At 55.6% G+C, this 16,443-nt stretch carries 22 protein-coding genes; 19 read left to right on the forward strand and 3 right to left on the reverse strand.

Annotation, left to right across the window (positions count from 1 at the left end; all coding sequences use genetic code 11):
• Nucleotides 1–633 (forward strand): EF-Tu C-terminal domain-related protein (locus tag AC1RSM_RS18315; RefSeq protein ID WP_492934013.1); only part of this gene is annotated, 633 nt, incomplete at its 5' end.
• 145 nt (nt 634–778) lie between these two features.
• Complete coding sequence (rpsJ, locus tag AC1RSM_RS18320; RefSeq protein WP_003803053.1) at nt 779–1,090, forward strand: 30S ribosomal protein S10; 312 nt, start codon at nt 779–781, stop codon at nt 1,088–1,090.
• Nucleotides 1,091–1,108: 18 nt separating this feature from the next.
• On the opposite strand, the gene AC1RSM_RS18325 is transcribed toward rpsJ, so the two are convergent.
• A complete protein-coding gene (locus AC1RSM_RS18325) occupies nt 1,109–1,261 on the reverse strand; it encodes a hypothetical protein (RefSeq protein ID WP_492934014.1) in 153 nt (50 codons plus the stop codon).
• Between the two features lie 41 nt (nt 1,262–1,302).
• On the opposite strand from AC1RSM_RS18325, the gene AC1RSM_RS18330 reads away from it, so the two are divergent.
• From AC1RSM_RS18330 to rpsQ, 12 genes are all read left to right on the forward strand, one after another.
• Complete coding sequence (locus tag AC1RSM_RS18330; protein WP_492934015.1) at nt 1,303–3,237, forward strand: glycine betaine ABC transporter substrate-binding protein; 1,935 nt, start codon at nt 1,303–1,305, stop codon at nt 3,235–3,237.
• Entirely contained in the window at nt 3,234–4,076 is an 843-nt protein-coding gene (locus tag AC1RSM_RS18335) for a quaternary amine ABC transporter ATP-binding protein (RefSeq protein WP_492934016.1), read from the forward strand. The genes AC1RSM_RS18330 and AC1RSM_RS18335 overlap by 4 nt, the downstream gene beginning before the upstream one ends.
• Before the next feature lie 244 nt (nt 4,077–4,320).
• Nucleotides 4,321–4,995 (forward strand): 50S ribosomal protein L3, encoded by a 675-nt coding sequence (rplC, locus tag AC1RSM_RS18340; protein ID WP_492934017.1) that lies wholly within the window; start codon nt 4,321–4,323, stop codon nt 4,993–4,995.
• Nucleotides 4,996–4,998: 3 nt separating this feature from the next.
• Complete coding sequence (gene rplD, locus AC1RSM_RS18345; protein WP_094198176.1) at nt 4,999–5,619, forward strand: 50S ribosomal protein L4; 621 nt, start codon at nt 4,999–5,001, stop codon at nt 5,617–5,619.
• A complete protein-coding gene (gene rplW / locus AC1RSM_RS18350; protein ID WP_003803043.1) occupies nt 5,616–5,912 on the forward strand; it encodes a 50S ribosomal protein L23 in 297 nt (98 codons plus the stop codon). The genes rplD and rplW overlap by 4 nt, the downstream gene beginning before the upstream one ends.
• 1 nt (nt 5,913) lies before the next feature.
• Complete coding sequence (gene rplB / locus AC1RSM_RS18355) at nt 5,914–6,741, forward strand: 50S ribosomal protein L2 (protein ID WP_492934018.1); 828 nt, start codon at nt 5,914–5,916, stop codon at nt 6,739–6,741.
• 12 nt (nt 6,742–6,753) lie between these two features.
• Nucleotides 6,754–7,029: a 30S ribosomal protein S19 gene (gene rpsS, locus AC1RSM_RS18360; RefSeq protein ID WP_492934019.1), complete on the forward strand. Its 276-nt coding sequence runs from the start codon at nt 6,754–6,756 to the stop codon at nt 7,027–7,029.
• Between the two features lie 3 nt (nt 7,030–7,032).
• Nucleotides 7,033–7,362, forward strand: coding sequence for a 50S ribosomal protein L22 (gene rplV, locus AC1RSM_RS18365; protein ID WP_492934020.1), 330 nt, complete (start codon nt 7,033–7,035; stop codon nt 7,360–7,362).
• A gap of 9 nt (nt 7,363–7,371) precedes the next feature.
• Nucleotides 7,372–8,145, forward strand: a complete 774-nt coding sequence (gene rpsC / locus AC1RSM_RS18370) for a 30S ribosomal protein S3 (RefSeq protein ID WP_492934021.1) — start codon at nt 7,372–7,374, stop codon at nt 8,143–8,145.
• Nucleotides 8,146–8,148: 3 nt separating this feature from the next.
• Nucleotides 8,149–8,565, forward strand: coding sequence for a 50S ribosomal protein L16 (gene rplP, locus AC1RSM_RS18375; protein WP_003803033.1), 417 nt, complete (start codon nt 8,149–8,151; stop codon nt 8,563–8,565).
• A 9-nt stretch (nt 8,566–8,574) separates the two neighbouring features.
• Nucleotides 8,575–8,766, forward strand: a complete 192-nt coding sequence (rpmC, locus tag AC1RSM_RS18380) for a 50S ribosomal protein L29 (protein ID WP_003803032.1) — start codon at nt 8,575–8,577, stop codon at nt 8,764–8,766.
• A 1-nt stretch (nt 8,767) separates the two neighbouring features.
• Entirely contained in the window at nt 8,768–9,043 is a 276-nt protein-coding gene (gene rpsQ / locus AC1RSM_RS18385) for a 30S ribosomal protein S17 (RefSeq protein ID WP_009462428.1), read from the forward strand.
• 124 nt (nt 9,044–9,167) lie between these two features.
• Here the strand turns inward: rpsQ and AC1RSM_RS18390 are convergent, their stop codons facing one another.
• Nucleotides 9,168–10,136 carry an AraC family transcriptional regulator gene (locus AC1RSM_RS18390; protein ID WP_492934022.1) on the reverse strand — a complete coding sequence of 323 codons (969 nt, stop codon included), beginning with the start codon at nt 10,134–10,136 and terminating at the stop codon, nt 9,168–9,170.
• Between the two features lie 130 nt (nt 10,137–10,266).
• On the opposite strand from AC1RSM_RS18390, the gene AC1RSM_RS18395 reads away from it, so the two are divergent.
• From AC1RSM_RS18395 to AC1RSM_RS18415, 5 genes are all read left to right on the forward strand, one after another.
• Nucleotides 10,267–10,827, forward strand: coding sequence for a carboxymuconolactone decarboxylase family protein (locus AC1RSM_RS18395; RefSeq protein ID WP_492934023.1), 561 nt, complete (start codon nt 10,267–10,269; stop codon nt 10,825–10,827).
• Complete coding sequence (locus AC1RSM_RS18400) at nt 10,812–11,903, forward strand: acyl-CoA dehydrogenase family protein (RefSeq protein WP_492934024.1); 1,092 nt, start codon at nt 10,812–10,814, stop codon at nt 11,901–11,903. The genes AC1RSM_RS18395 and AC1RSM_RS18400 overlap by 16 nt, the downstream gene beginning before the upstream one ends.
• The gene (locus AC1RSM_RS18405) at nt 11,900–12,709 is read left to right on the forward strand and encodes an ABC transporter ATP-binding protein (protein ID WP_492934025.1); all 810 of its coding nucleotides are present in this window, start codon (nt 11,900–11,902) and stop codon (nt 12,707–12,709) included. The genes AC1RSM_RS18400 and AC1RSM_RS18405 overlap by 4 nt, the downstream gene beginning before the upstream one ends.
• A gap of 10 nt (nt 12,710–12,719) precedes the next feature.
• Nucleotides 12,720–13,916: an ABC transporter substrate-binding protein gene (locus tag AC1RSM_RS18410; RefSeq protein ID WP_492934026.1), complete on the forward strand. Its 1,197-nt coding sequence runs from the start codon at nt 12,720–12,722 to the stop codon at nt 13,914–13,916.
• Nucleotides 13,917–14,026: 110 nt separating this feature from the next.
• A complete protein-coding gene (locus AC1RSM_RS18415) occupies nt 14,027–14,764 on the forward strand; it encodes an ABC transporter permease (protein ID WP_492934043.1) in 738 nt (245 codons plus the stop codon).
• A 222-nt stretch (nt 14,765–14,986) separates the two neighbouring features.
• Here AC1RSM_RS18415 and cysG read toward each other — a convergent pair whose 3' ends face one another.
• A complete protein-coding gene (cysG, locus tag AC1RSM_RS18420; RefSeq protein WP_492934027.1) occupies nt 14,987–16,441 on the reverse strand; it encodes a siroheme synthase CysG in 1,455 nt (484 codons plus the stop codon).
• Nucleotides 16,442–16,443 lie beyond the last annotated feature (2 nt).

The raw sequence follows: 16,443 nt of genomic DNA on the forward strand, positions 1-16,443 counted from the left end.
GGCAGCCAAGCCGTTCTGGCTCTGGCCGAAGCGCTGGACAGCTACATTCCTACGCCTGAGCGTGCCGTTGACGGTACCTTCTTGATGCCTGTTGAAGACGTGTTCTCGATCTCCGGCCGTGGTACGGTTGTGACCGGTCGTATTGAGCGCGGTATCGTCAAGGTCGGCGAAGAAATCGAAATCGTGGGTATCAAAGACACGGTCAAGACCATTTGTACCGGCGTTGAAATGTTCCGCAAGTTGCTGGATCAAGGCGAAGCTGGCGATAACGTTGGTCTGTTGCTGCGTGGCACCAAGCGTGAAGACGTTGAGCGTGGTCAAGTTCTGGCCAAGCCAGGTTCGATCAAGCCGCACACCGACTTCGACGCCGAAGTGTACATTCTGTCCAAAGAAGAAGGTGGTCGTCACACTCCTTTCTTCAAGGGCTACCGTCCTCAGTTCTACTTCCGTACAACTGACGTGACCGGCACGATCGAACTGCCAGAAGACAAAGAAATGGTTCTGCCAGGCGACAACATCTCGATGAAAGTGTCCCTGATCGCTCCTATCGCCATGGAAGAAGGTCTGCGCTTCGCAATTCGCGAAGGTGGCCGTACCGTCGGCGCTGGTGTGGTTGCTAAGATCCTCAAGTAATAAGCCTTGATAGCGGTGCGAAGGTGCAAACCTTCACACCGCATCTTTGCTACCCCCAAAAAGGGTGCTTTTCAGTTAGGTCTTATCCGTTTTTTCGGTAATGTCTGCAAAAAGCCCCCACTTATATCGTTCTTTAGGATTACCCATGAAAAACCAGAAAATCCGCATCCGTCTGAAGGCTTACGATTACAAGTTGATCGATCAGTCTGCTGCTGAGATCGTAGAAACCGCCAAGCGCACCGGCGCTGTTGTTCGTGGTCCAGTACCACTGCCAACACGCATCCGTCGCTACGACATTCTGCGTTCGCCGCACGTCAACAAGACATCGCGCGATCAGTTTGAAATGCGTACCCACCAGCGCTTGATGGACATTGTCGATCCTACAGACAAGACCGTCGACGCTCTGATGCGTCTGGATTTGCCAGCAGGTGTAGACGTCGAAATCGCTTTGCAGTAATTCTGCAAGCCATTTGGCTTACATCGAAAGAACGCCATGCAATTGCATGGCGTTTTTTTTCGTCCGTGCACTTTCAAAAACCAGCTTAGTTTTGATGGCCGGCGCCGAAGCAAGCGCCAAGTGATGATGAAAGCCACGCTCTTTTTTACTACCGGACACATCTTCACCCATCAACTAATGCGACGATGTGCACCAGGCTAAGGAGGGCAAGAATGAATAATCACAGACAAAGATCGCATCGTTTTCTGGGGTATTGGCTGGCTCTGTGCCTGTTCTTTTGGTGGTCAGGCGTCCAGGCTCAAGCGTGTGCAGACAATAAACCTATACGCTTGGCTGATCTCAGCTGGGAAAGCGCAGCCTTCAGTACAGAGCTGTATCAGGAGATTCTGGAGCAGGCTTACGGTTGTGTTACGGAGCGCGTCCCTGGCTCATCGGCTGCCTTAGAGAGTGCGTTGGCGCAAAACGATATTCAGGTGATTGCCGAGATCTGGTCCGGCCGTACTGAAATTATCGAGAAAGCAATCAAGGCCGGTCAGGTGCAGGTGATTGGCAATACGCTGAAAGGTGGGGCCGAGCAGGGCTGGTATGTGCCGGACTACCTGGTGGACGGGGATAAGGATCGAAATCTTGAGCCGCGGGCGCCAGATTTGCAGCGTATCGAGGACCTGGGCCGTTACGCAAGCCTGTTCAGTGACCCGGAGCAGCCTGATAAAGGCCGTTTTTATAATTGCCCGTCTGGCTGGGTATGCGAGACATTCAATAGTCACCTGTTTGATCTATATGGCTTGGGTGATCACTATCAGAACTTTCGTCCTGGAACAGGAGCTGCATTGGATGCGGCTATCAGCGCCGCTTACGACCGGCGTGAACCCATTCTGTTTTACTACTGGCAGCCCGCCGGTTTGATGGCTAAATACGCTTTCAGGAAACTGGCTAGCGCGCCTTTTAATGAAGCGTGCTGGGAAGCAGCGGTGTCCGGTAAAGGCAAGACTTGCCCAACTGACTTCATTCTTGCGCATATTGGAGTAGCTGCCTCCACACCCTTTATCCAATCCCATCCCGAGCTGGTGGATCTGTTTGAAAAGATTCAACTGGAGCCCGAGCAGATGAACAAAATCATCCTGGGCATGACAGAGGGTGGGCAAAATGCCAAGACGCAGGTACAGAAGTTTTTGAAGGAAAATCCGGAGCAATGGCGCAACTGGATGCCGGCTGCTCAGGCTGACCGATTACAAGCAGCCATAGAGCCTAAAGAGGCTCAAGCAAAACCTACTGCTCAATCACGCTTTTTCCCTCAGTGGTCGGCTGCGGATTGGGTGAACCGCCAATTGCTGGCAGCGGTACAGGAATGGGGCACTGGATTTCGCCAGATCAGCGCCTGGATTTTGACCCATGCGATCTTGCCGGTTGAAAGACTGTTGCAGCAAGTGCCTGCTTGGGCAATTCTGGCATTAACCGGTTTGCTCGCCTGGTGGGGCCAACGGCGTTATCTGCCTGTGCTGTTGTACGTCGCTGGTTTGTATCTGATTGGCGCGATGGGCTTGTGGGACAAGTTGATGCAGACCTTTACGCTGGTCCTGGTCGCTACCGTGTTCTCCTTACTGATCGGAATTCCAGTGGGGATCTTAAGTGCTCGCAGCCGCTTGCTGCGCAGGGTGCTGACCCCGGTGCTGGATGTGATGCAAACCATGCCCAGCTTTGTTTATCTGATTCCGGTATTGATGTTGTTTGGCCTGGGTAAAGTGCCGGCAGTGCTGGCAACGGTGGTCTACGCTGTCCCGCCCCTAATCCGCTTGACCAGTCTGGGTCTGCGGCAGGTGGACAAACATGTGATGGAGGCGGCACAAGCCTATGGTGTCACCCGTTGGCAGATGCTGACCAAAGTAACCTTGCCCTTGGCACGGCCCAGCATTATGGCCGGTATCAATCAGACCACCATGATGGCCTTGTCTATGGTGGTGGTGGCCTCCATGATTGGGGCGCAGGGCTTGGGAGAAGATGTGCTGGCCGGGATTCAGACTTTGGATATCGGACGTGGTTTGCAGGCGGGGGTGGCAATTGTGATTTTGGCTATTGTCATTGACCGTATTTCTCAATCCTTTGGCCGTTCTCAGCGCCATCGCCGTCATGTCAGGAGGCAGGCATGAATCATGAAATCAGAACGGCTGCCGAGCCGACGGACTGCAAAATCCAGCTACGCGATGTCTATAAGGTCTTTGGCAACCGCGCTACAGAAGCGGTCGAGCTATTAAAGCAGGGGGCTGACAAGCAGGCCGTACAAAAGCAGACAGATTGCATTGTGGGTTTGGCGGGAGTGAATGCCTGCTTTCCTGCTCAGAAGATATCGTGCGTCATGGGGCTGTCAGGTTCGGGAAAGTCTACTCTGGTGCGCCATATCAATCGCCTGATTGACCCTAGCGCCGGGCAGGTGTTGGTGGATGGCCAGGATATCCTGCAGCTGGACATGGCCCGCTTGCGCCAGTTTCGCCGCTATGAAATCAGTATGGTATTTCAGGCCTTTGGCTTGCTGCCTCATTTAACCGTAGCCGAGAACGCCGCCTTTGGTTTGGAGGTGCGTGGGGACAAGCGTGGCTTGGCCAGGGAGCAGGCACAGCAATGGTTGGAGCGCGTGGGCTTGCAAGACTACGGCGACAATTATCCTGATGAGCTGTCGGGCGGCATGCAACAGCGAGTAGGGCTGGCCAGGGCCTTGGCGGTGGATGCCGATATATTGCTGATGGACGAGGCCTTTTCGGCGTTAGACCCTCTGATCCGCTACGAGATGCAGGATGAACTCTTGCGCTTGCAGCAGAGCCTGCAAAAAACCATCGTCTTCATTACCCACGATATTGATGAGGCGCTGCGTCTGGGACAGCATATTGTGGTGCTGCGGGAAGGGCGGGTCGAACAAAGCGGCACGCCGGAACAAATTCGTGATGAGCCGGTAAATGAATACGTGGCCCGTTTTGTGAATAAATCCACCTAGAGCCAGCGCGGGGGCAGTATCCACTTCCTTGATCTGTTTCCCCGCAGCGAACCCCCTGAATCCAAAAAACTGTTGTCAATCCAGCAGCTTAGGGCGGATTTTTGCGGAAAATCTTGCTTGGCTTTACACCCGCGTGCTATATTGCTTAGCTTAGCCAAAAAGTTTTGGCTATGGTCGTCGCGCAAATTCATTGCGTGTACTCTCAGTTAGCCCCGACCAATCGTAGTCGGGAATGGAGAAAACGATGTCGAACTCGACACCTACGCCTGCCGCGTGGCGGCTGGGCCTTGTTGGGCGTAAAGTTGGCATGACCCGTGTGTTTACAGAGGAAGGCGAGTCCATCCCTGTGACCGTGCTGGACGTGTCCAACAACCGCATCACCCAGGTCAAGACGCCCGCAGTTGACGGTTACGCCGCTGTACAGGTTGCCTTTGGCACCCGTCGTGCAACGCGTGTTACCAAGCCCCAGGCAGGGCACTATGCAAAAGCTGGCGTTGAAGCTGGCAGCATCCTGAAAGAATTCCGTCTCGACCCCGCCGCTATTGCCGACCTTGCTGCCGGTTCCGTAGTGGCTGTGGAAAGCATTTTCGAAGCGGGTCAGAAGGTTGACGTTACGGGCACCACGATCGGTAAAGGCTTTGCCGGTACCATCAAACGCCACAATTTTGGCGGCCAGCGTAACAGCCACGGTAACTCGCGCTCGCACCGCGTACCCGGTTCCATTGGTCAAGCCCAGGATCCAGGCCGTGTGTTCAAAGGTAAAAAAATGTCGGGCCATATGGGTGACGTTACCCGTACGGTTCAGAATCTTGACGTGATTCGCGTCGACGCCGAGCGTGGCTTGTTGTTGGTCCGGGGCGCTGTCCCAGGTCACAAGAATGCCAATATCGTTGTGCGCCCTGCTGTGAAAGGAGCCTAAATCATGGAACTGAAGCTCCTGAACGAACAAGGCCAAGCTGCATCCACATTGCAGGCCAATGAAACCGTTTTCGGTCGTGAATTCAACGAAGCACTGGTTCACCAGATCGTTGTTGCATACCAGTCCAATGCTCGCAGCGGTAATAGCAAGCAATTGACTCGCGCTGAAGTCAACCACAGCACTAAAAAGCCATGGCGCCAAAAAGGCACCGGCCGCGCACGTGCTGGTATGACATCCTCGCCTGTGTGGCGTGGAGGCGGTCGTGCATTCCCCAACACCGGTGAAGAAAACTACACGCACAAGGTCAACAAGAAGATGTACCGCGCCGGTATCAGCGCGATTCTGTCTCAGTTGGTCCGTGACGAGCGTCTGTTGGTTGTTGATTCCTTCACTCTGGAAGCACCCAAGACTCGTCTGGCAGCCAACAAGCTGAAAGACCTGGGCCTGGAATCCGTGCTGATCATCACCGACGCGCTGGATGAGAACGTGTACTTGGCTACGCGTAACCTGCCTCACGTTGCTGTGGTTGAGCCACGCTACGCTGACCCGCTGTCCCTGATCCACTACAAAAAAGTGTTGGTCACCAAAGCGGCTGTCGCTCAGTTTGAGGAGATGTTGGGATGAACGCCGAACGTCTATTGCAAGTAATTCTGGCTCCTGTCGTGACTGAAAAAGCCACGTACGTTGCCGAAAAAAATCAGCAGATCGCTTTCCGCGTCGCTCCTGATGCCACCAAGCCTGAAATCAAAGCTGCTATTGAACTGTTGTTCAAAGTAGAAGTTGAGTCGGTGCAGGTGCTCAATCAGAAGGGCAAAGAAAAGCGCTTTGGCCGTTTCATGGGTCGCCGCCGCAGTGTACGCAAGGCATATGTCTCGCTCAAGCCCGGCCAGGAACTCGACTTTTCTGAGGTGAACTAACATGGCATTGGTAAAAGTTAAACCAACGTCGCCAGGTCGCCGTGGCATGATCAAAGTAGTTCACCCTGAACTGCACAAAGGCGCTCCTCACGCGGCTTTGCTGGAAAAGAAATCCAGCAGCGCTGGCCGTAACAACAACGGTCACATCACGGTTCGTCACCGTGGCGGCGGTCACAAGCAGCACTACCGTATTGTCGACTTCCGTCGCAACAAGGACGGTATTCCTGCGAAAGTAGAACGTCTGGAATACGACCCTAACCGCAGCGCGCACATTGCATTGGTGTGCTACGCAGACGGCGAGCGTCGTTACATCATCGCCCCTCGTGGTTTGGAAGTGGGTGCAACGGTGTTCTCTGGCGCGGAAGCTCCAATCCGTTCCGGCAACACTTTGCCTATCCGCAACATTCCAGTGGGTCAGACCATTCACTGCATCGAGATGCTGCCTGGTAAGGGTGCTCAGATCGCTCGTTCGGCTGGTGGTTCGGCTGTGTTGCTGGCTCGTGAAGGCACGTACGCTCAAGTGCGTCTGCGTTCCGGTGAAGTTCGCCGCATTCACATCGACTGCCGCGCCACGATTGGCGAAGTAAGCAACCACGATCACAGCCTGCGTCAGATCGGTAAAGCTGGTGCTGTGCGTTGGCGTGGTATTCGTCCTACCGTTCGCGGTGTGGCGATGAACCCAGTCGATCACCCGCACGGTGGTGGTGAAGGTCGTACGGGTGAAGGCCGTGAGCCAGTCAGCCCATGGGGTACTCCTGCTAAGGGCTACCGCACCCGTCGTAACAAGCGCACAGACAACATGATTGTTTCGCGCCGTAAGCGCAAGTAAGGGGCGAACACTATGTCACGTTCGATTAAAAAAGGCCCATTCGTTGATGCTCACCTGATCAAAAAGGTTGATGCAGCCGTTGTGGGTGCCGACAAACGGCCGATCAAAACCTGGTCACGCCGTTCTACCATCCTGCCCGAGTTCATTGGGCTGACGATTGCCGTTCACAATGGCCGTCAACATATTCCCGTTTACATTAACGAGAACATGGTTGGCCACAAGCTCGGCGAGTTCGCCCTGACCCGTACGTTCAAGGGTCACGCTGCGGACAAAAAGGCCCGGAGATAAGTGATGGAAACTACAGCAATTATTCGTGGAGTCCATATTTCGGCGCAAAAAGCACGTCTGGTTGCGGACCTGATCCGCGGCAAGTCCGTTGCTCACGCTCTGAATACGCTGACTTTCACTCCTAAGAAAGCCGCTGGCATCATCAAAAAAGCTCTGGAATCGGCAATCGCCAACGCTGAGCACAATGATGGCGCCGACATCGACGAACTGAAGGTCACCTCCATTTACGTGGACAAAGGCCAGTCGTTGAAGCGTTTTTCTGCACGAGCCAAAGGCCGCGGTAACCGTATTGAGAAGCAGACTTGCCACATTGTGGTCAAAGTCGGCGCTTAAGGAGTCACAATGGGACAGAAAATCCACCCAATTGGGTTCCGCCTGGCTGTTAACCGTAACTGGAGCTCGCGTTGGTACGCTGACGGTGCTGCTTTCGGTGCGATGTTGGCTGACGACATCCGTGTGCGCGAATACCTGAAACGCAAGCTGAAAAGCGCGTCCGTTGGCCGTGTGGTCATCGAGCGTCCTGCCAAAAATGCTCGCATCACTATTTACTCGGCTCGTCCTGGTGTAGTGATCGGCAAGCGCGGCGAGGACATCGAAAGCCTGAAGGCTGACCTGCAGCGTCTGTTGGGCGTGCCAGTGCACGTTAACATCGAAGAAATCCGCAAACCTGAAACCGACGCTCAATTGATCGCCGACTCCATTGCTCAGCAATTGGAAAAGCGCATCATGTTCCGTCGTGCGATGAAGCGTTCCATGCAAAACGCCATGCGTCTGGGTGCCCAAGGCATCAAGATCATGAGCTCGGGTCGCTTGAACGGCATCGAAATCGCTCGTACCGAATGGTATCGCGAAGGCCGTGTGCCTCTGCACACCCTGCGCGCTAACATCGACTACGGCACTTCCGAAGCGCACACGACGTACGGGATTATCGGTATCAAGGTCTGGGTCTACAAGGGCGACATGCTGCCTAACGGCGAAATGCCTGTTGACACCGTAGCCCCTGAAGAGCGTCGCCCACGTCGTCCACGTGGTGACCGTCCTGAAAACCGCCGTCCAGGTGGTCGTGGTCGCGGTCCTCGTAAAGACGCGGCGTCTGCTCCGTCCGAAGGAGAATAAAACATGCTGCAACCTTCTCGCAGAAAGTACCGCAAAGAGCACAAAGGCCGTAATACCGGTCTGGCCACTCGCGGTGCGCAAGTTTCGTTCGGCGAATTTGGTCTGAAAGCCACTGACCGTGGCCGTCTGACTGCTCGTCAAATCGAAGCAGCACGTCGTGCAATTAACCGTCACATCAAACGTGGTGGCCGCATCTGGATCCGTATCTTCCCCGATAAGCCAATTTCGCAGAAACCTGCTGAAGTTCGTATGGGTAACGGTAAAGGTAATCCAGAGTTCTGGGTCGCTGAGATTCAACCAGGCAAGGTCCTGTACGAAATGGAAGGTGTTAGCGAAGAGCTGGCACGCGAAGCATTCCGTCTGGCCGCCGCCAAGCTTCCTATCTCGACGACGTTCGTAACGCGTCAGATCGGTGCTTAAGGAGACGTCATGAAAGCCAGCGAACTCCGTACTAAAGATGCCGCCGAGCTCCAGAAAGAGCTCGAGAGCCTGTTGAAAGCACAATTTAACCTGCGCATGCAGCGTGCTACTCAACAGCTTTCCAACACCAGCCAACTGGGCAAAGTACGTCGCGACATCGCGCGCGTTCGTACCGTCATGGCTGAGACCGCAGGAAAGTAAGATGAGCGAAACTCAAACTACCGCAAAACGTCAACGTACCCTGATTGGTCAAGTTGTCAGCAACAAGATGGACAAAACTGTCGTCGTTCTGGTTGAACGCCGCGTTAAACATCCTTTGTATGGCAAGATCATCGTCCGCTCCAATAAATACAAAGCGCACGACGAGACCAACCAGTACAACGAAGGCGATACCGTTGAGATTACTGAAGGCCGTCCTATCAGCCGCAGCAAGTCCTGGACTGTTGTGCGTCTGATCGAAGCAGCCCGCGTGATCTAAACGCTTGCACAGGTGCCAGGCTTCGGCTTGGCCCTCGTAGGTCAAAAAACCCCGAACTGTTTACAGCTCGGGGTTTTTTTACGCCTGTCCGATATCTTGCAGGGCAGGTAATAGCCAAAGACGTTTATTGGCTCGGTCCTTGTTTGCGCCACACAGCGGGACTGACGCCTACACTGCGTCGAAAGGCCGCGCTGAAGGCGGCCGCAGAGCTGTAGCCTATACGTTCAGCAATTTGCTCCATGGTCAGCCCTTGCTCCAATTGGCGCTTGGCCAATTGCATGCGCAATTGCAGCAGAACCTGGGCAGGGGCCATGCCACAGAGCAAGGTAAACCGTCGGTGAAAGGCCGCTCGGGACATGTTCAGGTAGGCAGCCATATCATCTACCGACCAGACCCTGGCGGGCTCACGCAGTAGTTGTTCAATAAGGCGTCCAAAAGCCGGGTCGCTGGCCAAATGAATCAAGCCCACGGGTAAAGCGCCTTCAGCAGGGGTCTGGCCAATTTGCTGGCGCAAGGTGTAGAACAATAAAAGCTCCACCAGCTTTTCCAACAGACGAGGGTGGGCTTGTGGCTGACGCCGCATTTCAGCCTGGATCAAGTCCAGCAAAGGCTGGCCGGAGTCCATTCCGGCGTGGCGGCCATCAATCAGCAAAACATCCGGCACGGTGGCCAGCAATAGCTCACTTAATCCGCGACCCAAATCCAGAAAACCACATAGCAAGCCTGTGCTGTGGGCCACCTGTACTTGCAGATTCTGCATGGTTTGACGCTGCAGCGCGGCATTCCAGTCCGGCGCTTGGGGCGAGGAGCTTAGGCGGTGGGGCAGGTCGCGCAGAAAAAATACGGCATCGCCTGCCTGCAAGGCCATCGCGTCTTGATGCTGAATGTGTAGCCAGCAAGGTCCATGCAAGACGACATGAAAACCGGCTCGTTGATGGCCGTGCAGACTGCTTTCCCATTGATTGCAGTACTGGCCTAAATGAAACAGGCTGGCCGAGATCTCTAGGCCGGACAACAGCAGCTCTTCCACAGGACGTCCTGTGTCGCTGGATTCCGGGTCGGGCTGACCGCTAGGGGAGGCAGATTCGTTCATGCAGAAAATATGCTTATTTCTTTTCGTGGATATTTTTAATATGAATACCGCTATGTTCGCACATGGATGTAGGGGGCCATACGATCCACAATAAACACATCTCCCGATTAACTAAGGAATAGACGCAATCATGACCCGCCTGACGTTGCACACTGTGGAATCCGCGCCTGAAGCGGTCAAACCAGCACTGGAAAAAGCGGTGCGTGGTAGTGGCTTTTTATCTAACCTGTTGGCGATCTTGGCGAATGCGCCGGTTGCCCTGCAAGCCTATCAGGACATGTCGGCTTTGAACGCCAATGCCAGCTTGTCACTGATCGAGCGCGAGGTGGTTCAATTGGTTGCAGGCACTACGCACGGTTGCCGCTTCTGCGTTGCCGGCCACACCGCAATTGCGAGCAACAAAGCCAAGCTGGACCCCGAAATTTTGGCCGCCTTGCGCGCTCGTGGCTTTGACCAGATCAATGACGAACGCCTGCAAGCGCTGGCGTTGTTCAGCCGCGCCGTGATTGATACTCGTGGTCAGGTTTCCGACCAGGCCCTGGCTGATTTCCGTGCCGCTGGCTACGGGGACCAACAGGCCTTGGAAGTGATTACCGGCATTGGCCTGGCAACGATCTGCAACTTTGCCAATAATCTGGCCCAGACGCCGCTCAATAGCCAGTTGGAGGCCTACGCATGGGAAACGCCTTAACGCGTCCAGAGCAGGCTGCACTGGCTTTACCGCAGCCTGTTTTATCGCCAGAGCTATCTCAGTGGCTGGAAGAACATGCCTTGTCGCTGGATAGCGATGCGTCCCAGGCACAGGCCCTGTTACCGCGCCTGGCGCAAAACGGCCTGTTAAGCGTAGGGTTGAAAGCGGATTTCTCAGACTTTGGCGATGCGGTTCAATCCATCGTGGAGGTTGCCGAGCATTCGCTGACGGCCGGTTTCGTGCTGTGGAGCCAACGCACCTTCATTGAATATCTGCGCGATGTTCAAGATCCTGCTATGCGCGATCGCTATCTGCCCGGCTTGCTGGATGGAACGATTGCCGGTGCCACCGGCTTATCCAATGCTATTAAGTTTCTGGGAGGCATTGAAGAGCTGCAAGTACGGGCGCAGCCCGTGCAAGAGCAATGGCAATTTGAAGGCCGCTTGCCCTGGATTACTAATTTGCGGCCAGGAAAATGCGTGGTAGCCGTGGTGGCGGCCATGCCGGCAGAGCAGGCCGGTATCTGGGTTGCCGAATTGGGTGATCCAGGCCTGGAACGCTCAGCTGATCTGGATCTGCTTGGATTGCGCGGCAGCAATACTGCCGCTTTGCAGTTCAACTCTCTCAAGCTGGGCGAAGAGCGCTTATTGCATCCGGACGCAGCGCAGTTTGTACGCTCGGTGCGCCCCCGTTTCATGGCGCTGCAGTGCGGTATGACGATGGGCTTGGCGCGTCGCTCCTTGCGGCAAGTGTTGGAGGCCCCACGTTGCCAATGGGTGCAAGAGCAGCCTGCGCGTCGTTTGCTGGATCGTGTGCAGCAACTGGCTGACATCCTGGTGGACGCGGTGCGCAAGCCCGGTTCGGTAGCACCGCCTGAATTGTTCAAGGTCCGTATTGAACTGAGTAATCTGGCTGCGCAGGCTGTTGCCCTGGAAAGCTCTGCGATCGGTGGCGCAACTTATATGCAAGGCAAACATCCGCAGTTGCTGCGTCGCTATCGCGAAGCCATGCTGGTGCCCTTGATTTCGCCTACGGTCGCGCAGTTAAAGGCCGAACTGGGACAGGATGCCCTATGAGCTTTGCCGTCCCCTCCACCGTAGCGTCTGAAGGGGCCGAGCTTTTAGCAGCACGCGGCATTACCTTGGCCTATGGCGGCCAAACTGTTCTGCAAGGCTTGGATCTGGATGTTCGGGCAGGCGAAATCGTCGCCTTGCTGGGGCCCAGCGGAGTTGGGAAATCCTCTTTGTTGCGTGTGCTGGCTGGGCTGCAATCGCCCACTCAAGGGCAGGTTCGTTTTCTTGGTGAAGCTGTACGCGGCGTCCATCCTGCTTTGGCGATGGCGTTTCAGGAAGCTATTTTGTTGCCTTGGCTGAACGTGCAGGCGAATACCGGCTTTGGTTTGGGCTTTGCGCGTCAGCCTGCTGTACCGGCGGCAGAGCGCCGGCTGCGGGTGGAACAAGCTTTAAGGCAGGTTGGCCTGTACGAAAGCCGACATCAGCGCCCCGGCGCTTTATCAGGTGGCATGGCGCAGCGCGTGGCGATTGCCCGTTGCCTGGCTAGGCGCCCCCAAGTTTTGTTAATGGATGAGCCCTTTGGCGCGCTGGATGAAGTCACCCGCCGTCAGATGCAAGAGCTGATCTTGTCCATTCGTGATCAAACGGGCTGCGCCATTGTGTTGGTCACTCACGATATCGACGAAGCCTTGCTGCTGGCCGATCGGGTGCTCTTGTTGGGTGGCCGGCCTGCTGGTTTGCAGCGCGAATGGGCTTGCCCGGCGCACCCCCGTTCTCATCTGGATTCCTGGCTTCAGGCCATACGCCTGGAAATTGTGGCCTGTCTGGAGCAAAGCTTGTACCAGGCGGTTCACGCTTCTGTTTTGTAAGGTGCACCCTATGATTGACTCTCCTACGTCCCGAACCCGTCGTGACTTGCTCAAGCTGGCGTCGCTGCTGACGGTGGCCGGCGCTGCCCCCTTGATGGCGCAGCGGGCAGCACGGGCGCAAAGCGAATCAGATGCGCCTTTGCGGATCGGTTATCTGCCTATTACCGACGCCACCGCCATGCTGGTAGCACATCACAATGGCTACTTTGAAGAAGCCGGTATTAAGGTAGAAAAGCCTGTGATGGTGCGCAGTTGGGCGCAACTGATCGAGGCCTTTATCTCCGGGCAGGTCAATCTGGTGCATTTGCTCTCACCCATGACGGTATGGGCACGCTACGGCAGCAAAGTGCCTGCGAAAGTTGTGGCCTGGAACCACATGAGTGGTTCGGCCATTACGGTGGCGCAGAACATTAGTTCAGCCGAGCAGTTAGGCGGCCAGACCGTCGCCATCCCTTTCTGGTATTCCATTCATAACGTGGTCTTGCAGCACGTACTCAAAGCACATGGCCTGACTCCGGGGGTGAAAGCCCCCGGTTCGCTGGCTGCGAACGAGGTCAATCTGGTGGTGATGGCACCAGCCGATATGCCCCCGGCTTTGGCCTCGGGACGTATTGCTGGTTTCACCGTGGCGGAGCCTTTTAATGCTTTGGCAGAAACCCAAGGTATGGGCCGCATTTTGCGCTTCACGGGCGACGTATGGCGTGACCACGCCTGCTGTGTGGCCTTCATGCATGAGCAAGATTTGCAGACCCGGCCGCAATGGTCGCAAGGCGTGGTGGATGGCCTGGTTAAAGCGCAGATCTGGATACGCAGCAACCGTGCTGAGACGGCCCATATTCTGTCGCGAGAAGGTGGAAATCGCTATACGCCGCACACTCAGGAAAACCTCTTGAAAGTGTTGGCGCCGAATCCTGCGGAGCGTGCCCAGTATGTAGACTCGGGCGTTATCCGGCACCCGGATTGGGACGATCAACGGATCGACTTTCAGCCTTACCCGTTCCCCAGCTACACCGAGTCTTTGATAGAGATGCTGCAAGGAACATTGATCCAGGGCGAACGCGGGTTTCTGGAAGGTTTGTCGCCCCAGCAGGTAGCCAGTGATTTGGTGGACGACCGTTTTGTGCGGGCTGCTCTGGAGAAACAAGGTGGGCTTACGCAGTTTGGTTTGGCTGAACAGTACACCCGTAGCGAGAGCATTGTTGTATGAGTCTCAGTGCCTCTGCGTCTTCGACCAACTCCTCGGCCAAGGTAATACAAGCTAGAGAATCCGGCAAAAGTGCGGGGGTTGTGGTGCAACCGCCCCGCTTCAAGCGCTGGATGGTCACTAGCCTATGGGGCCTGGGTGGCTTGCTGGCAGGTGTGGTGCTGTGGTGGTTGGCTACCCTTTGGTCCAGCAGTCCCTTGATGCAGCAATTTGGTCCCGCTGCAGCCTTCCATAGCTTATTGGAAATAGGGGGATGGTCGGAAACCTGGATGCACGTGGGTGCCAGCTTGCAGCGCATTTTTGTTGGACTGGCGATCTCTTTGGGTGTCGGTGTACCAGCAGGCTTGCTGTTGGGTTTGTCAGCCCGAGCCCATGCTGCACTGACACCCTTATTCCAGTTCCTACGCATGATTTCACCCTTGTCCTGGATGCCCATCGCGGTGATGGCATTTGGCATTGGGGACGCACCAATCTATTTTCTCCTGGGCGTGGCGGGCGTTTGGCCTGTATTGCTGAATACCGCTTCGGGTGTGCGTCATTTGAATCCACGCTGGTTGATGTTGGGCCGCAGTCTGGCGGCTACCAAGTTGGAAACACTGCTTTATTTGGTACTGCCCGGCATTGTTGGGTCAGTGCTGACAGGCAGCCGACTGGCCATAGGCGTGTTGTGGATTGTGCTGGTGCCCTGCGAAATGTTGGGTGTGTCGGCTGGTTTGGGCTATTTGATTCTGGATACGCGTGATCGTATGGCGTATTCGGAGCTGATGGCTGTCATCGTCCTAATTGGTTTGATCGGCTATCTGCTGGATAGTGCGCTACGAGCCTTATTTGCAGCCTTTGGGCAGCGGTAGAAAGAGGGCGCAGCATTGTCCTTGCTTCATCGGTCCCCGCAGTTGTGAAGCTCGCCCCGCTAGGGGCAATGAAATCCGGGGCGCTACTTGCCAGTACAAGAAAGTGTCTAAGACGAATATAAAAGCCCTCAACAGCAATGTGTTGAGGGCTTGTTTGTATGCACTTCAGAACAGCGAAGCTAGGCGCTTCTACAAAGTTTCAAAGAGCGCCGTGTGGCGAGCTTAAGCGGCCACCAGTGTGCTGTCTGATTCTTGCTCCATAGCGGTGCGCGGGCTGAGTTGATCGATTAACTCCCCATACCAAGACAAGGTGCTGCCCAAGGTAGCCACCTGGCCAATTACCAAAATGCAGGGGCTTTCGAACTGGTGCTGCTGCGCATCTTGAGCAATATTGTGCAAGGTCGAGAGCAGAGTACGCTGCTCTGGCCGGGAACCGTTCTCGATCAAGGCGCAAGGCGTGTCGTCAGCGCGGCCACGTTGTACCAGCTCTCGGCTAAATCCCAGGATTTGCTGCAACCCCATATACACAGCAACGGTCTGGCTGGTGTCCAGTAGCGGATTCCAGTCCTCGATGCCATGGCCGCTTTTACGGTGGGCCGTCACAAATTGCACGGACTGCGCGTGGTCGCGGTGCGTCAGGGGAATACCGCTGTAAGCCGCACAAGCCAAAGCGGCGGTAATACCGGGCACCACTTCAAAGGCGACATCGTGTGCAGCCAGATATTCCAGCTCTTCACCGCCACGGCCAAAAATAAAGCCATCACCGCCTTTCAGACGCACGACGGTGCGCCCTGCACGGGCATGTTCAATCATCAGTTCGTGAATTCGGCTTTGGGTTTGATGGTGATCCTCGCCCAACTGCTTGCCCACAAAAACTCGGTGAGCATCGCGCCTGGCCAGCTCCATGACTTGATCGGAAACCAGGCGGTCGTACAGGATTACATCTGCCCGGTTCAGGGCCCGTAAGGCATGCAGTGTCAGCAAACCCGGATCGCCTGGGCCGGCTCCAACCAGAATCACGCGTCCTTTAGTGGCTCGTGGAGATTCGGGCTGTTGCAAGGCATTTTCCAAACTTAAACGAGCCTGCTCGGTTTGATGGCTGCGCAATGCCGCCCCCACCGGGCCATCCAGCAGCCAGTCGTAAAAGCGGCGGCGAGCACCCAGCTCTGGACGGGCATTGCGGATGGCACTGCGGTACTCCTGTGCCAGCCGGCTAATTGCCCCCAGGCTATGGTCCAACATGGTTTCCAGCTGTTCTCGTACTCGCCGGGCCAGCATAGGCGCGGAACCCGCCGAGGAGATGGCAATAATCAGCGGGGAGCGATCCACAATGGCGGGAACCTGAAAGCTGGATAGCTCAGGATCATCCACCACATTGACAAGGATGCGGGCTTCTTGTGCATCCTGTGCAATGACTTGGTTGACGTCGCGCTTGTCAGTGGCTGCAATAATCAGCCAGGCCCCTTGCAGATGCTGGGCCTGGTAGCGCTCTCGAACCAAGGTAATACGCCCTTGCTTAGCCAGTGCTTCCAGACTGTCCACCACATAGGGGGCGACCAAGGTCACTTGAGCCCCCGCAGCCAGCACCAGACGCACCTTGCGCTCGGCAATTTCTCCACCGCCGACCACCAGCACGGCGCGCTGCTTCAAATTGGCGAATAAAGGAAAGAGGTTCATAG

This window comes from Alcaligenes sp. GW821-FHT11D07 (genome assembly GCF_058808495.1).

Excerpts from the sequence above, each read along its gene's own strand:
- AC1RSM_RS18405 (WP_492934025.1), top strand. The coding sequence starts at position 11,900 with ATGAGCTTTGCCGTCCCCTCCACCGTAGCGTCTGAAGGGGCCGAGCTT.
- AC1RSM_RS18335 (WP_492934016.1), top strand. The coding sequence starts at position 3,234 with ATGAATCATGAAATCAGAACGGCTGCCGAGCCGACGGACTGCAAAATC.
- AC1RSM_RS18415 (WP_492934043.1), top strand. The coding sequence starts at position 14,027 with ATGGTCACTAGCCTATGGGGCCTGGGTGGCTTGCTGGCAGGTGTGGTG.
- rpsJ (WP_003803053.1), top strand. The coding sequence starts at position 779 with ATGAAAAACCAGAAAATCCGCATCCGTCTGAAGGCTTACGATTACAAG.
- cysG (WP_492934027.1), bottom strand. The coding sequence starts at position 16,441 with ATGAACCTCTTTCCTTTATTCGCCAATTTGAAGCAGCGCGCCGTGCTG.
- rplV (WP_492934020.1), top strand. The coding sequence starts at position 7,033 with ATGGAAACTACAGCAATTATTCGTGGAGTCCATATTTCGGCGCAAAAA.
- AC1RSM_RS18410 (WP_492934026.1), top strand. The coding sequence starts at position 12,720 with ATGATTGACTCTCCTACGTCCCGAACCCGTCGTGACTTGCTCAAGCTG.
- rplB (WP_492934018.1), top strand. The coding sequence starts at position 5,914 with ATGGCATTGGTAAAAGTTAAACCAACGTCGCCAGGTCGCCGTGGCATG.
- rpmC (WP_003803032.1), top strand. The coding sequence starts at position 8,575 with ATGAAAGCCAGCGAACTCCGTACTAAAGATGCCGCCGAGCTCCAGAAA.
- AC1RSM_RS18330 (WP_492934015.1), top strand. The coding sequence starts at position 1,303 with ATGAATAATCACAGACAAAGATCGCATCGTTTTCTGGGGTATTGGCTG.
- rplP (WP_003803033.1), top strand. The coding sequence starts at position 8,149 with ATGCTGCAACCTTCTCGCAGAAAGTACCGCAAAGAGCACAAAGGCCGT.
- AC1RSM_RS18325 (WP_492934014.1), bottom strand. The coding sequence starts at position 1,261 with ATGGGTGAAGATGTGTCCGGTAGTAAAAAAGAGCGTGGCTTTCATCAT.
- rpsQ (WP_009462428.1), top strand. The coding sequence starts at position 8,768 with ATGAGCGAAACTCAAACTACCGCAAAACGTCAACGTACCCTGATTGGT.
- rplW (WP_003803043.1), top strand. The coding sequence starts at position 5,616 with ATGAACGCCGAACGTCTATTGCAAGTAATTCTGGCTCCTGTCGTGACT.
- rpsC (WP_492934021.1), top strand. The coding sequence starts at position 7,372 with ATGGGACAGAAAATCCACCCAATTGGGTTCCGCCTGGCTGTTAACCGT.
- AC1RSM_RS18390 (WP_492934022.1), bottom strand. The coding sequence starts at position 10,136 with ATGAACGAATCTGCCTCCCCTAGCGGTCAGCCCGACCCGGAATCCAGC.
- AC1RSM_RS18400 (WP_492934024.1), top strand. The coding sequence starts at position 10,812 with ATGGGAAACGCCTTAACGCGTCCAGAGCAGGCTGCACTGGCTTTACCG.
- AC1RSM_RS18395 (WP_492934023.1), top strand. The coding sequence starts at position 10,267 with ATGACCCGCCTGACGTTGCACACTGTGGAATCCGCGCCTGAAGCGGTC.
- rplD (WP_094198176.1), top strand. The coding sequence starts at position 4,999 with ATGGAACTGAAGCTCCTGAACGAACAAGGCCAAGCTGCATCCACATTG.
- rplC (WP_492934017.1), top strand. The coding sequence starts at position 4,321 with ATGTCGAACTCGACACCTACGCCTGCCGCGTGGCGGCTGGGCCTTGTT.
- rpsS (WP_492934019.1), top strand. The coding sequence starts at position 6,754 with ATGTCACGTTCGATTAAAAAAGGCCCATTCGTTGATGCTCACCTGATC.